17 protein-coding genes and 2 pseudogenes are annotated in these 13,445 nt (G+C 61.4%); 9 read left to right on the top strand and 10 right to left on the bottom strand.

Features of this window, described 5'->3' with window-relative positions:
* From FFS49_RS41045 to FFS49_RS41025, 5 genes and pseudogenes are all read left to right on the top strand, one after another.
* A pseudogene (locus tag FFS49_RS41045) lies at positions 1-252 on the top strand (acetyl-CoA C-acetyltransferase); the annotation flags it as partial.
* Positions 253-387: 135 nt separating this feature from the next.
* Positions 388-1,128 (top strand): 3-ketoacyl-ACP reductase, encoded by a 741-nt coding sequence (locus tag FFS49_RS41040; RefSeq protein ID WP_027784565.1) that lies wholly within the window; start codon positions 388-390, stop codon positions 1,126-1,128.
* 119 nt (positions 1,129-1,247) lie between these two features.
* Positions 1,248-1,814: a polyhydroxyalkanoate synthesis repressor PhaR gene (gene phaR / locus FFS49_RS41035; protein WP_006485265.1), complete on the top strand. Its 567-nt coding sequence runs from the start codon at positions 1,248-1,250 to the stop codon at positions 1,812-1,814.
* Positions 1,815-1,954: 140 nt separating this feature from the next.
* Complete coding sequence (locus FFS49_RS41030; RefSeq protein ID WP_105816319.1) at positions 1,955-2,218, top strand: hypothetical protein; 264 nt, start codon at positions 1,955-1,957, stop codon at positions 2,216-2,218.
* A 105-nt stretch (positions 2,219-2,323) separates the two neighbouring features.
* On the top strand, positions 2,324-3,067 hold the full coding sequence (locus FFS49_RS41025; protein ID WP_226285531.1) for a lysozyme inhibitor LprI family protein: 744 nt from the start codon (positions 2,324-2,326) through the stop codon (positions 3,065-3,067).
* A 127-nt stretch (positions 3,068-3,194) separates the two neighbouring features.
* On the opposite strand, the gene FFS49_RS41020 is transcribed toward FFS49_RS41025, so the two are convergent.
* The 5 genes from FFS49_RS41020 to FFS49_RS41000 all read right to left on the bottom strand — a co-directional run bounded on the left by FFS49_RS41020 (position 3,195) and on the right by FFS49_RS41000 (position 7,260).
* On the bottom strand, positions 3,195-3,443 hold the full coding sequence (locus tag FFS49_RS41020) for a hypothetical protein (RefSeq protein WP_039357809.1): 249 nt from the start codon (positions 3,441-3,443) through the stop codon (positions 3,195-3,197).
* A gap of 116 nt (positions 3,444-3,559) precedes the next feature.
* The gene (locus FFS49_RS42325; RefSeq protein WP_157644965.1) at positions 3,560-3,742 is read right to left on the bottom strand and encodes a hypothetical protein; all 183 of its coding nucleotides are present in this window, start codon (positions 3,740-3,742) and stop codon (positions 3,560-3,562) included.
* 232 nt (positions 3,743-3,974) lie between these two features.
* Positions 3,975-5,321 carry a pitrilysin family protein gene (locus FFS49_RS41010; RefSeq protein WP_105816318.1) on the bottom strand — a complete coding sequence of 449 codons (1,347 nt, stop codon included), beginning with the start codon at positions 5,319-5,321 and terminating at the stop codon, positions 3,975-3,977.
* The gene (locus FFS49_RS41005) at positions 5,318-6,619 is read right to left on the bottom strand and encodes a pitrilysin family protein (RefSeq protein ID WP_224756084.1); all 1,302 of its coding nucleotides are present in this window, start codon (positions 6,617-6,619) and stop codon (positions 5,318-5,320) included. Before FFS49_RS41005 ends, FFS49_RS41010 begins: the two co-directional genes overlap by 4 nt.
* Before the next feature lie 44 nt (positions 6,620-6,663).
* The gene (locus FFS49_RS41000; RefSeq protein ID WP_105816316.1) at positions 6,664-7,260 is read right to left on the bottom strand and encodes a hypothetical protein; all 597 of its coding nucleotides are present in this window, start codon (positions 7,258-7,260) and stop codon (positions 6,664-6,666) included.
* 600 nt (positions 7,261-7,860) lie between these two features.
* On the opposite strand from FFS49_RS41000, the gene FFS49_RS40995 reads away from it, so the two are divergent.
* Complete coding sequence (locus tag FFS49_RS40995; RefSeq protein WP_105816315.1) at positions 7,861-8,052, top strand: hypothetical protein; 192 nt, start codon at positions 7,861-7,863, stop codon at positions 8,050-8,052.
* A 14-nt stretch (positions 8,053-8,066) separates the two neighbouring features.
* A complete protein-coding gene (locus FFS49_RS40990) occupies positions 8,067-8,399 on the top strand; it encodes a hypothetical protein (RefSeq protein ID WP_105816314.1) in 333 nt (110 codons plus the stop codon).
* Here the strand turns inward: FFS49_RS40990 and FFS49_RS42320 are convergent.
* Both FFS49_RS42320 and FFS49_RS40980 read right to left on the bottom strand, forming a co-directional pair.
* Positions 8,361-8,732, bottom strand: a complete 372-nt coding sequence (locus FFS49_RS42320) for a DUF551 domain-containing protein (RefSeq protein ID WP_171026915.1) — start codon at positions 8,730-8,732, stop codon at positions 8,361-8,363. The genes FFS49_RS40990 and FFS49_RS42320 overlap by 39 nt on opposite strands.
* 490 nt (positions 8,733-9,222) lie before the next feature.
* Positions 9,223-9,510, bottom strand: coding sequence for a hypothetical protein (locus tag FFS49_RS40980; protein ID WP_137910478.1), 288 nt, complete (start codon positions 9,508-9,510; stop codon positions 9,223-9,225).
* 273 nt (positions 9,511-9,783) lie between these two features.
* Between FFS49_RS40980 and FFS49_RS40975 the strand changes: the two genes are divergently transcribed.
* A complete protein-coding gene (locus FFS49_RS40975) occupies positions 9,784-10,680 on the top strand; it encodes a curculin (mannose-binding) lectin (protein ID WP_105816311.1) in 897 nt (298 codons plus the stop codon).
* A gap of 304 nt (positions 10,681-10,984) precedes the next feature.
* Here the strand turns inward: FFS49_RS40975 and FFS49_RS40970 are convergent, their stop codons facing one another.
* Complete coding sequence (locus tag FFS49_RS40970; RefSeq protein WP_171026914.1) at positions 10,985-11,593, bottom strand: class I SAM-dependent methyltransferase; 609 nt, start codon at positions 11,591-11,593, stop codon at positions 10,985-10,987.
* A gap of 248 nt (positions 11,594-11,841) precedes the next feature.
* On the bottom strand, positions 11,842-12,123 hold the full coding sequence (locus tag FFS49_RS42845) for a hypothetical protein (protein ID WP_224756085.1): 282 nt from the start codon (positions 12,121-12,123) through the stop codon (positions 11,842-11,844).
* 532 nt (positions 12,124-12,655) lie between these two features.
* Here FFS49_RS42845 and FFS49_RS40960 point away from each other — a divergent pair.
* Positions 12,656-13,191, top strand: a pseudogene (locus FFS49_RS40960) (SOS response-associated peptidase family protein); the annotation flags it as partial.
* Between the two features lie 22 nt (positions 13,192-13,213).
* On the opposite strand, the gene FFS49_RS42440 reads toward FFS49_RS40960, so the two are convergent.
* On the bottom strand, positions 13,214-13,445 hold a 232-nt coding region (locus FFS49_RS42440; protein ID WP_212746067.1), incomplete at its 5' end, for a hypothetical protein.

Below are 13,445 nucleotides of genomic sequence, written 5' to 3'. Positions count from 1 at the left end.
CTGGACCTGATGGAGATCAACGAGGCGTTCGCGGCGCAGGCGCTGGCGGTGCACAAGCAGATGGGCTGGGACACGTCGAAGGTGAACGTGAACGGCGGGGCGATCGCGATCGGGCACCCGATCGGCGCGTCGGGCTGCCGGATCCTGGTGACGCTGCTGCACGAGATGGCCAAGCGCGATGCGAAGCGCGGGCTGGCGTCGCTGTGCATCGGCGGCGGGATGGGTGTCGCGCTCGCGGTCGAGCGTCCGTAACCGGCCGTCCGTAACCGGCCATTCGCGACCAGCGAACCGAATCCGTGTGCCGGCCGATTGCAGCTTCGGCCGGCGTCACGTGAAGTCAGAGGGGGCCTCCGGCAGCTCTCGAAACCAAAAAATGGAGTGAGATTTATGTCTCAGCGAATTGCGTACGTAACGGGCGGGATGGGCGGCATCGGCACCAGCATCTGCCAGCGCCTGTCGAAAGACGGCTTCAAGGTGGTCGCGGGTTGCGGCCCGAACTCGCCGCGCCGGGTGAAATGGCTCGAGGAGCAGAAGGCGCTCGGGTACGATTTCATCGCGTCGGAAGGCAACGTCGGCGACTGGGACTCGACCAAGGAAGCGTTCGACAAGGTCAAGGCCGAAGTCGGCGAGATCGACGTGCTGGTCAACAACGCGGGTATCACGCGCGACGTCGTGTTCCGCAAGATGACGCACGAAGACTGGACCGCCGTGATCGACACCAACCTGACGAGCCTGTTCAACGTGACGAAGCAGGTGATCGACGGGATGGTCGAACGCGGCTGGGGCCGGATCATCAACATTTCGTCGGTGAACGGCCAGAAGGGGCAATTCGGCCAGACCAACTACTCGACCGCGAAGGCCGGTATCCACGGCTTCACGATGTCGCTCGCCCAGGAAGTCGCGACGAAGGGCGTGACGGTCAACACCGTGTCGCCGGGCTACATCGGCACCGACATGGTGAAGGCGATTCGCCCGGACGTGCTCGAGAAGATCGTCGCGACGATCCCGGTGCGGCGTCTCGGCGGGCCGGAGGAAATCGGTTCGATCGTCGCGTGGCTCGCGTCGAACGATTCCGGTTTCGCGACGGGCGCAGACTTCTCGCTGAACGGCGGCCTGCACATGGGCTGAGCGTCCGCGCTGCGCGGGCCGGGTGGCCGCGCAGCCGGGCGTTTTCCGAAGGCCCCCGCCTCCCGGATCCGGGAGGCGGGGATTCGTCACTTCCGCTACGCTGCACTCAAAGGCGTTACATGACTACTACAAAGAAGACGGCCGAACGGCTCATCAAGAAGTATCCGAACCGTCGGCTCTACGATACCGAGACAAGCACGTACATTACGCTGACCGACGTGAAGCAACTCGTGCTGGAGCAGGAGGACTTCAAGGTCGTCGATGCGAAATCCAACGAAGACCTGACGCGCAGCATCCTCCTGCAGATCATCCTCGAAGAGGAAAGCGGCGGCGTGCCGATGTTCTCGTCGTCGATGCTGTCGCAGATCATCCGTTTCTACGGACATGCGATGCAGGGCATGATGGGTACGTACCTGGAAAAGAACATCCAGGCGTTCATCGACATCCAGAACAAACTCGCGGATCAGTCGAAGAACCTGTACGAAGGCAATGCGATGAATCCGGAAGTCTGGTCGCAGTTCATGAACATGCAGGCGCCGATGATGCAAGGGATGATGACCAGCTACATCGAGCAGTCGAAGAACATGTTCGTGCAGATGCAGGAGCAGATGCAGAACCAGGCGAAGTCGATGTTCAGCACGTTCCCGTTCAAGCAGCCGGGCGCGTCGGAGCCGGAAAAGAAGTAACGGTTTCGCGGCAGGCCGACCGACGGGCAACCCGTCGACGTCGGTGCCGCGAAGCAACGCGGTGCGGGCCGGCCGATCGTGCGTTCCGGCGCGACGATGTGCGGCCGCCGCCTGCCGGCTCCCCTCACCGACGGTCGTTCATGATCGTCGGCACCGAATGCGCGTGCCGGGTTCGGGCGTGCATGATCGTTGTCCAGTCGATCGAGATCCAGTCACCTGCGAAGGAACACCGGGGCGCGCCGCGCCTGACGGTGCGCGTTCGTGCAGGCACGCGTACCATGAGCGGCGCTGCGTGGTGTGGCGTGGAGCTGCCTTCGGCGAAACGCGATACCGGCGCCCGGGCACGACAGGCCGTGATCGGCGATGCTGCCTCGAGGCAGTGCGACCAAGAAAAAACCGACTGAGAGAAAGCATGCATGGGATTCGAGTGGCATCGGCCGGCCGGCCGGCTGGCTGGTTTTGCTTCGATGTTCATGATGGGCATTGGCTTGGCGACACCTGGCTTTGCGATGGAATGCGCGAAAGCCGCGCAGCCGATCGAGAAGCGCATCTGCGCGAGCCCCGTGCTGCGGGCAGCCGACACGCGGATGAATTCGGCGTATACGGGCGCGCTGAGGGCCGCACCGGACACGGCTATCCGCGACATGCTGGTGCGCAGCCAGCGCCGCTGGATCGACGCGCGCAACAAACGTCTCGACGCCGATTACGAAGGTCGTGCGCTCGCCGTCGACGAAGTGCGCAAGGCAATCGATCGGCGCACCGCCGTACTGGCCGATCAATCGAACAAGGGGTTGATCGCGCGTGCGCAGGCCGAGCGCCAGTGGCTCGTGAAATACACGGGTGGCCCGCTCACCGGTTTCGATGCGAACTGCGATTTCATTCCCGACGATGCGACTGGCGCGCACGTTTCCTACGCGTGTTTCGGCGCGGTCCATGTGCAGCATCGCGCGAGGGTCTGCAGCCAGAGCGAGGACTGGGCGACCGGTGCGGTTTATCAGTATCGCTCCGTGAGTGCGGCCGACGGCGGGAAGGTGCGACCGGTGGCGTTCTGCGAAGCGCAGGCGCATGCGAGTGCATGCGACAACGGCGGAAGGCAATCGGCGTGGATGCGTGCCGGGGCGTCCGGTGACGATAACCGTGCTTCAGCGCCGGTAGCCGGGTTGCCGCAACTCGATGCGGAAATGTGGCCCATCGGCGATGGAGACGATGCTTTGTGGTTCGATCGGTGCCTGACGGCTGCGAAGTTTCCGTGAGCGCCGGATTGGATTGGTCTGTTGTATGGGCCCGCGTCAGCGGGCTTTTTTACGTGCTCGTGGTTGGCGGTTCAATACGAGGCGGGCCGGGCGTGGGCGATGGCCGGCGTTACCGGCTCGGCTTGTTTCATGCCGGGAATCCTTGCTCGTCGTCGTGCGGCGGCAGATCGAGCACGAGCTTGACCGCGCAGTAGTTTGCCTTGAGCGAAAACACGCGGCCGATCACGAGAAATGTCTGGCGCGAATTCTCGAGCTCGACGAAGTCGCCCGGTTGCGGTACGTGTGCGCCCTGGTCGTAGGAGAAGCTGGTGCTGGTTTGCTCACCGATGGCTTCGGCTGCGTGTTCGGTGAATTCGATCGTGATGTGGGTGGTCATGCGAGCCCCGTTGGGTAATGGAAGAGAGCGAAGAGAGTGGACGCTGCGATTTTCGCATAGCGACGGGGCGGTTCCGGCGGAATTGTCGGGAAGCGCGGCGTGCGGGTGGATCGCCGTCACTTCGCCGATTTCCAGTCGAAGGCGGACCGCACGGTCTTGGCCGGCACGTTGCGAAGCGCCGGCCAGAGCGGCTTGATCGCCGCCTCATCGTTCGGGAAGTGGCCACGCATCTTGCCGCGCATGGCGTTGACGGCAAGCCGACAGCCCCTCATCCCGCATCGAACCGACGCGAGCGGCACGCACGTTTCCTATGCGTGTTTCGGCACGGTCCATGTGCAGCATCGTGCGCGGATCAGCAGCCAGAGCGAGGACTGGGCGACCGGCGCGGATTGTCAAAGCCGGTCGGTGAGGGCGACTGTCGGCGGGAAGGTGCATCCGTCGCGTTCTGCGAAGCGCAGGCGCACGCACCATCGTGCGATGGCAGCGGCCCGGCCGAAGCCGGGCGGGGCACGGAACGAAGCGAGGCGGCGGTTATTTCGCCGCAAACGTGCCTGCTTCCACCAATGTCATCTTGTCGGGGGCCAGGTACGTGCGGATGGCGGTGTTGACCTGCTCGACGGTCAACGCGCGGACGCGCTCGGGATAGGTGTCCAGGTCACTCAGCGGGCGGTCCTGGAGCACTGTCTGGGCGATCATGGCGGCCATCTGCCCGGTGGTTTCCATCGCGACTTGATGGCGGCCGATCATGCCGTCCTTGCGCGCATCCAGTTCCGTTTGGGTAACGCCCTGTTTCCACCAGGCATCCAGAATCCGGCGCGTGCTGGCGACGCCCTTGTCCAGCAGGGGCGGGGCGAAGCTGCTGGTGATGACGAATCCGCCGTCCATCAGGGAGAGCCCGGCCAGGCCGGCGCGGATGCCATAGGTCAGGCCTTCCTTGTCGCGGACCCCTGCCATCAGGCGGCCGGTGAAGCCGTTGCCCAGGATGTTGACAGCCGCGCTGAGGGGCAGGTAGTCGGCATCGTTGGCGCGCAGGTCGATGGCCTGACCCAGCATCACGCTGACGGATTCCTTGTCCCCCATGGCGATGCGCTGCGTGTCGGGACGGCTTGCCTTGCGTGGCGGGCTTTGGCGCACGAGTGCCCGGCCCCCGCTCCAGCCCGCGAAGGCGTTGGTCACCGTGGACTGCAGGCGTCGAGGGTCCGCGCCGCCGACCACGACCAGCGTCATGTGGGCGGGCCCGTAATAGGCTTGATGAAAGGCCTTGACGTCGTCCAGCGTGGCAGCGGCGATCGCTGCGAGCATCCGTTCGCGCGGCACCGGTGCGTTGACGTGGGCATCGGGGTAAATGGACCGATTCAGCGCCTCGGTGGCCCGAACCGACGGGTTTTCTCCGGCGTTACGGACCGCGGCCTCCAGCCGGCTCTTGGCCTTGGCCAGCTCCTCCGGCTTGAAGGCCGGCAGGCGCAACTGCTCGGCCATCAGGTCGATCAGCGTCGGCAAATCCTTGGTCAGGCTTTGGCCGTGTATGCCGACATAGCCGCCGTCGGTCTGGAACGACAACTGGGCTCCCAGGCTCTCCAGCAGCGCGGAGATCGCCACCTTGTCGCGACGGGTGCTGCCCTCCTGCAGCAACATGCCCGTCAGCAACGGCACGGCGGGATTGGCCGCCTTGCTGGCCGTGTCGGCATCGCCCAGGGGCATCACGCCGGTCACGGACACCATTTCCTGCGGCGACATCGAATAGGTCAACAGCGTGATGCTGCCGGCCTGGGCGCGCACGACGCGGTCGGCGATGCCTGCCTGAGCCGCAACAGGCAGGCATAGCACGGCGAACCACACGAACCACGTCCGCAGATGGTTGGAACGAACATGCTTCATGACGATTTCTCCGGGACGAACCAGCCGGTGGTGCTCTGGTTTTCAATGAGGTACTTGCGGGCTACGCGCTGCACATCGGCGGGCGTCACCTTTTCCAGTGCTTCAAGCTCGGTGACGAACAGTGTCCAGTCGCCCTGCGAGACCGCGTTGCCCAATCGGGCGGACGTCGAGCGGACGCCGTCGCGCTGGTAGACCTGATCGGCCCGGTAAGGGCCCAGCACCCGCTGGATTTCGTCGCGAGTGACGCCCTCGGTCTTGATCCGCTCCAGTTCGGTCCAGGCGATTTTCTCGGCCTGCTCGTGTTTCGCGTCGGGCGGCAGGCTGACGGTCACGACGAACGGACCGGGATCGCGCAGCGCATGAAAGCCGGCGCCGGCTTGCGTGGCAACCGTGGTGTCGACCAGTGCGCGATACAGCCGGCTGCTCTTGCCCTGGCTCAATACCAGGCCCAGTACGGTCAACGCAGCCGCATCGGGGTCGAGCGCGCGCGGCCCCTTGAAGGCGATGATCAGATTGCCCGTTGCGCCCGCGCGCTTGAGCACCAGCCTTCGCGGCCCCTGCTGCGGCGGCTCTTCGGTCGTGACAGCGGGAATGGCCTTGGGCGCGCGCGGGATGCCGCCGTAATACTGCCTGATCCACCCCAACGCCTGGTCCGGCCGGAAATCGCCGACCAGGATGACGGTGGCGTTGTCCGGCCAGTAGAAGGTGTCGTAGAAACGGCGCAGCGTGTCCACGCTCGCATGCTCGATGTCGCTACGCCAGCCGATGGTGGGATGGTGGTAGGGGTGTGCCTGGTAGGCCGTGGCCATGACCTGCTGGAACAAGGCGGTGAACGGACTGTTCTCGCCTCGCTCGTACTCGTTGCGTACTACCGTCATCTCGCTGGCGAGGTCTTCCGGGCGGAGCAGGAGGTTGCGCATGCGGTCGGCCTCGATCGCGATGTAGCCTTCCAGCGCATCGCGCCCGAGCGTGCCGAAGTAGTTGGTGCGGTCCATCGAAGTGGTGGCGTTGAAGTTCGCGCCCACTCGCTCCATGTAGCTGTTCAGTGAATTGCCGAGCGCCTTGTTGTAGTGCCGGCTGCCCTTGAACATCAGGTGCTCGAGCAGGTGAGTGTCGCCGGTCGTGCCCGCGGCTTCGTTGCGTGAACCCACCCGGTACAACACCTGGAAACTGACCACGGTCGCAGCGGGATCGGGCACGGCAAGCACGGTAAGGCCGTTGGCATCCAGACGGTATTCGTCGATACCGCCCAAGGAGCGCACGTGGCTAAAGCCCGGTACCTCGACGGGTTGGGCCATCGCCGTGCCTGCAATCAACGGGCACAGCGAGAGCCAGGTGCATATCAAACGTCGTACTGACATGTAGCGTCCTTTTGTATAGGCAGGATGAACGCGGAAGATCGGGTGCCGGCTCGGCGGTCAATTGACTGCGATGCGTCGAGCGCGGCGAACGCGAAGTTTTTCATATTCTCCGATGCATGTTGACCGATGGCGCGTTGCGGGGGCATCGCAGCCGTGATGCGTTCGTCGACGGCCGTACGTTGCTTGACCGTCGACGTGTAGCGACAGACGGCGCGATCCCCGTTGAACGTGCAGATCACCTGAAAGCGATTGTCGGGCCTGGACTTCTTCCGTGGCGCATCGTCCGAGGGTTTGCCGGCAAACAATGCCGGCAGGATACCGTTCGAAGCTGATGCACCGGCGGAGAATCGGCGCTTGCCGCCCGTGCCCCTGTGGAGCGTGACGTCGGTGGACGTGCGACGGGGCAACTGGCCGTACGCAAGGAGGTTTGCGGACCAACGGCCCGCGTCGACTCGGGCGGCACGCTGCCGCGCGGATTCCGCGGTCGTGGGCGTGGCGGCCTCGGCGTTCATCGAGGCCGGTATGGCGACCAACAGCGCAAGTCGGCGCGCGAGCGCGCAAAAGGTGGCGACCTTCATTCGGCATCCCGTTCAGGGTAAAGGGCGATCGACGCGCGACCGCAATCGATATGCTTGAGCGGCTCGACGTCGCGACATCGAGGACAACGCGGCCTCGCGGCGAGTCGATGAGCCAGATTCGACCCCACGCGGCAGTGCAGCCGAGGGGCAGGGAGGCTCATGCGCAATGCTACTTTGCGCCCCATTATCGTGAAATGAGACGAGTTCGAATGTTTGGGGCAGAACCGGCGCACGCGTCGGCAGGACCCGGCCATGAAAGATCGTGAATTCAGGTGCGCTTTGCCTTCCGACCGCCCAGACCGGCCGCCACTGAGCGCGGCCCTCGGGCGGGACCCGGTCGGCGATCTGCACTTCGGTGCGGTATCCTGTCCCACGCCGGCGTCGCGCGCGACCTGTAGTCGCGCTGCGCCCGCTTGATCTTGAGAACCCTGTGACGGCAAAGGTCTGGACTGACTGACGCGGAAACGCCGCGTACAGAGCCTTGGACAGGATAGGGGACGAATAGAGGCGGGCGAGCAGGCGTGCCTCGGCGGTCGTCCACAGGTTGTGTGTCGACGTCAACATGCTACGATTCCTCCGGATTTCTCCAGCGAGTACCAGATGAAGACGGTTTTCCTGATGCGTGAATCCGAGATGAACTGCACGGCACACCCGACCGACGACGGCAAGTTCGCCGCGCAGGGCGAAGTGACGAAGGCGGGATTCAGCCGCGAGGCAGCGTTTCGGAAACTCGGCGAGTTCGACACAGAGGCCGAAGCGGTCGCCAATGCAAAGCAGTTTTCCGAAGAGTGATTGATGCGGTACGCATGAGCAGAATGCCCAATGTGACTAAGGCGGAGTTCCGTACTCTGGTATTCGAATTCGCGCGGGCGAAGCAGTTGCGCGTCGACGAAATAAAGGACGGCAAGGCGCGGATCTGGTTTAACGAGAACAGCCAGAAATTCCTCCACGCCGATCACGTTGATGCCTTGTACGATCGACTGCGCCATGCCCATCTCTCTCCGCGCGACATCAACATTGCGATCGAGAATGTCGCGCCGGGACGCCCCTGTACGCACCGAGGCATGCGCGAGATCTACGTGCAGATTCATCGCTCATCGTTAGTTGAGGTCTTCCGCGCGGGTCGGTTTGCCGGGTAGCGGCATCCAGTGCGTTACGCGGTGCACCAGTGCTCTGTATCGATAGAACGAAGGTGTTCGGCTGATGCGACGGCCAAAGAACGCCGTGCGCTCGCCGCTTTCCGTCGCCGGCCAGATCAACGCCTCGACGCCTAACGATCCGGCCTTCCGACTACATTCCGGAAGCTGTTCATTCACGCTGATCCAGTTCGGTGCGGTACCGTCAGCGATATCGTATTGCCAGTTGCCACCGTCATGTGTAGCGAGAAAGTCCTCGGCGACCAACTCTGCATGCACGCCGTCGTAGTCTTCGGGCCGTTTGACGCGGATGCTGATTTGATCGGGAAGCTTCACGATTCGTCTCCAGTTTGGGCGGTCTTTGCTGGGCCGTTGGGCCTCCGCTTCCAATGCGTGTATTCGGAACCCGACACTGACGAAACGTGCCTCGATAATCGGGGGGAAGCCGGGATCGTTGTTCCACGCAACTACGTCTTCATTCGGTGCGATCCCGACATCGCATGGACGTTGAACCACCACACTGATCCAACTGTCGGTCAGCCCGATAGGAATGGTTGCGGGGGCGGCAGATTCGAAGATCCGTTTCCATGCCGCGCGAATCGCCGCACCGATGTCGATGTCATCGCCGGGCGTAGCTTACGTGCAGCCGTCCCACTGTGCCGCGATGGCCTCGATGATCCCGGATGCAGGGGCGGGAGGGGGCGGGGCGGCGTAGAGCGCTTCCGCCTCCGTTTCTCGCTTCTCAACGAAGGCGGCCAAATCGTCGCAATCAGTGTTGTCCCTGACTGCGCCGATACCGCCGCACTCTGCACAGCCAGCGCCGAGATTACATTGGAGGATCGCGCTGTACGGGTAGTCGCCCACCGGGTGACCCGTCCTCGGATTCGTGGCAGCCCGAACAGGTGCGCCAGAAGCCTTTACCGCTCGACAGCACTTCATGCACGTTCAACAGCTCTGCGGCCGGCGCTGCTTCGTGCTGCTCGACAGGGGATGTGGTGAGGATCAGGTCGTCGGCGAATCGCGCGAATGAATCCGCGTCCTGAAACAGCAGCCCGGAGAAGTAGGCTCCTGCATATTTGCGCGCGATCGCTTCGATTGATTCGCGCGACAGCACATCAGCGCGGCTCTTATCGGTGGTTGGTCATGGTGATCTTCAGAAAATGGGTAGCCGCACGCATTTTTTCACGGTGCGACGTAGCAGAAAGCTCGCTAATGGGGCCTCGATGCGTGGAGGTAAATGGATAAAAGACCTACCTTTCTTAGCAATTATCTTACGGTATTACTCAAATCAGAAAGGCACATCCTTGTGCTATTCTGCCGCTGCAACAAACTGTAACGATCACGAATCCAACATGGATTTATATAACACCATTACCTAGGGGTTGCTATGAGGTTTGTTAAGTCGTTGATTGTTTGCTTGGCAGCTTTAATGCCGATACTTTCGAGCGCGAAGATTCTTGGCTCAAATGAAACGTTGGCGGCTGGAAATGTTGTCTACTCGGACAACGGCCAGTATCACCTTGCGATGCAGACGGACGGGAACTTGGTAGTCTATGGACCGGCGGGCGCGGTATGGCAATCTCAGACATCGGGATCTGGCGGCAATAGGGCGGTAATGCAGGGCGACGGAAATCTTGTCGTTTACCGTGCCGACAATACTGCCGTATGGTCGTCCAAAACGTCGCGCCCGGGTGCGTTCCTCGCAGTGCAGGATGACGGAAACGTGGTGATCTACTGGCCCCGTCCGGCCTGGGCAAGTAATACCAGCGATCCCGCGACCCAACAATCGGCAGAGAGCAAATATCTCGCTTCGGGCTCGACGATGTCGGCTGGTCAAACTGTCACTGTCGCCCAATACATGCTCGTGTTCCAGGCGGACGGCAACCTGGTCCTGTACAAGAATGGCGGCAATCCGATTTGGTGGAGCGGTACTCAGGGCAAAGGTGCTACGTATGCTGTAATGCAGGGCGACGGAAACTTTGTAATCTACGCAGGCTCGACGGCTCTTTGGTCGACTAAGACTAACGGAGCCAATGGGGCGCAACTCGTTTTACAATCGGACGGCAACCTGGTGCTTTACGCGCCGACAGCGGCATGGAGCACAAAATTTGGCCTGGTTACGGCTCCGACATCGACATCGACATCGAATAACGGGCCGGGCGCCGGTCTTTGTGTCGGTAATTGCCCCCCGCACCCCCTCAACGGGAATCCTTTTTCGCCCGTCGGTGTTGGAACAACTGGCCTCGGATTTCCGACGCCAGGATATCCGGGCGCAGCATTCTGACGAGGCTGCTTCGACACGGACTGTGATACGGCAGAGGTTGAAATAGCGGTTCTGTGAGGGTATTTTGAGATAGCGTCGAAATACGTGCACTTCCGCACTCGTCTCATTGCCACCGACGCCGCGCGTATCGAGAATGTCTAAGGCAGTCGGGTTCTCCGTACTCGATCGCTGAGCCGTCGCCTCGCTCGCCTGTTCGGGAGCGGGACTCATTCTGGTTCAGGGTCAGCAAGGCACCGACGGCAAATGGATGTTCGAGAAGCTGAGAGGCGTATGATTTGATTCCCCCGTCCTGGTGCGATGGCCGTTAAAAAACCGGCGAGAGGTCGGTCGATACACTTTGGCAATAGTCGAAATATTGCCTTTCGAATTCTGCGCCTCGATCGTTCTTTCGGATGATGACCTGGTAACCGATGTGCACCAGTTCATACCTGCCGTGTATCACTGACAGAAATCCATCGACGGCATCTTTGGGAACCAGAGTTCTGTCTAGGCCTTGGTGCTCCCACAGATAGTCATCGAAAATCATCAGGCCACCGACCTTGAGTTTGTTCCATGTCAACACGGCGTCCTGGAGAACGTTAAACCCCATGTGCAGACCGTCGATATAGACCAGGTCGAATGGCCCTGGAATTAACGGCAGCATGTCCTCGCTTTTGCCGCGATGCATCACGACCTTATCTTTCCAAGGTGAGACGCTGTCCATGAAGCGTTCGTAGATAGGACCTACCCATGGGTCGACACAATGAAGAATTGAGGAGTCGCTAGTAAGGACATTTTCGAGCAACCAACAACTTGAGCGGCCCTCGAACGAACCAATCTCGAGGAATCGAAGGTTGTCAGCCCCTTTGAAGGAGGCAAATGCTTCATTCCAGGATGGGATGGAATTCGAAAACCAATCTCGTGTGAAAGCCATATTTTTTCCTGTCGATTTGTGTGCTCGATCGCAATCTATCGGAGTGTAGCACCCGATCGATCCTCGCACAGGAATCAGCATCTGCTGCGGTGGGGCATGTAGGCCAGAGTCGACTGGCCGTTCCGTCGATCGTCCGTATACCCGAGTCGGATTCAATTATCTGCAGATTCCAGAAGCTCCTCTTCGAATGTATTGGAGTGTGCACATGACGATCTCCTTTCGGTTGGCGCCCAGGTTCCACAGGCGCATCACATCATCCCGGCGCGCCCCTTGTTCTTCCGGAGAAGGTGGCGCAGCTCCTGCAATTTCCCATTCCCACCACCAAGCTGACCGCGATCCTCGACGTTCTTGTCGACATGGTCGAACCACTCCCGAGTCCTATCCAGAGATTTCCGCAGGGCAAGGATCTCGAGAATCAACCACTGGACCTGCAGGTCCGCGTAGTCACGCCAGAGCGCCCGCAGCTCTGCATCGCTCGGGGCATCGAATTCTGGAATCGTTGCGCTTACCTTAAAGCGCGGGTCCGTCAATGGGGTGCGGTTGCGGTCGATTCGCGTCGCTTCGATTGGCTAACAGTGCCCTAGGAATGTCGATCTCTCGTCCTGGTCTATCCAAAACTCAAATTCTCGCATTGTGAGCTCGACAGGAGTCCTCAGGCGGTTCTTGTCGCCCTGGGACCCGTACTCCCAAATGTAAGCCCACTGCGGCTTGATCACGTCGCCGCCACTGTATAAAAACACGGTGTATCGTGCTGCGAGATGCCGACGTCAAGTCGCTGAAATAGGGATACGGTCAGATTCGCTCTGGGGCAAAAAAGGGACCGGATCGCGTCGACTGTCGCAACGCTGATGGATACTGCCGTAGCCGGGGGTGAGCTCCTGCGAGTGCTGGATGTCGACGGGGACGACTTCAGCATTCCGCGTGATGTGGAATTTCTGCTGCGTGGTGTGTCTGCGGAGAAGGCGTCAATCGTTGCAAGCTTCGTCAATGACCATCAGTACGGCAGAGCCTCCCTCGATCAATCAGGAGAAATTTATCGCGTCCTGCTGCTGATCGACATGCCTCGTCGCGGACGTCGACGGGGAACTCAAACCTCTGGCTGCCGGGTTCGGCATTTGGCCGCGTGCGCTGCAGAAGGCCAACATCCAGAACACAAGGAGCCGGGCAAGAAGCCGCCGATCATGCGGAGCACAATGAACGTGCGCGACGACAACCTTGGGAAGTCGCCTCTGTACGGGCCGGCCTGGCGTGCCGGCCGGCGTGCCTAATCCCTGCCGACTGGATCTACGAACCCTGCTACGAGCCGGGAAAGAAAGTATTGCACCGGATTGGGCTCGCCGACTGGCGGACGATGCGCGTCTCCGGGATTTGGCGGACATTGGCGGGGGGAGGCGCGCGGAGCATCCCACGATGTCCATGATCACGGTCAACGAGAAGGGCACCCGGTCTACTCGCGAATCCTGCACCCGGACGATTGAGAGGAATGGCTGACGACGTCGAATGTCGAGGCGGCGCGTGCGATGTTACAGCTCTATCAGGCTGATGATATAGCTGCGGAGCCGGTGACGAACTCGTCACCGGTCGAATCGCAAGCCTAGATTGAGTTCGCTAACGACTGCGTTATGGCAGGTCGATCCAGTTTTTTGCGGCGAGGGCATTCAAAGTGGGGAAGGACGGAGTCTTCAGCGCACGAGTGGGGTCTTTCGGTTGATAGGTGCTCACAAGGTCTGCCAATGATTTGCGGTGGACTAGACTAAATCTGACAGTGGTTGGTTTTTCATGCTGGCGCGCATTAGCGCGAAGGGCGTAGCCCGCAGCGGCAATGCGCGCCGCGAACAGCAAGGAGTCCACC

The sequence above is a fragment of the Burkholderia sp. 4NA327C6 genome (assembly GCF_005502655.1).
In the GTDB taxonomy this organism is placed as follows: domain Bacteria; phylum Pseudomonadota; class Gammaproteobacteria; order Burkholderiales; family Burkholderiaceae; genus Burkholderia; species Burkholderia contaminans.
This window is presented reverse-complemented; position numbering and strand designations above follow the sequence as displayed.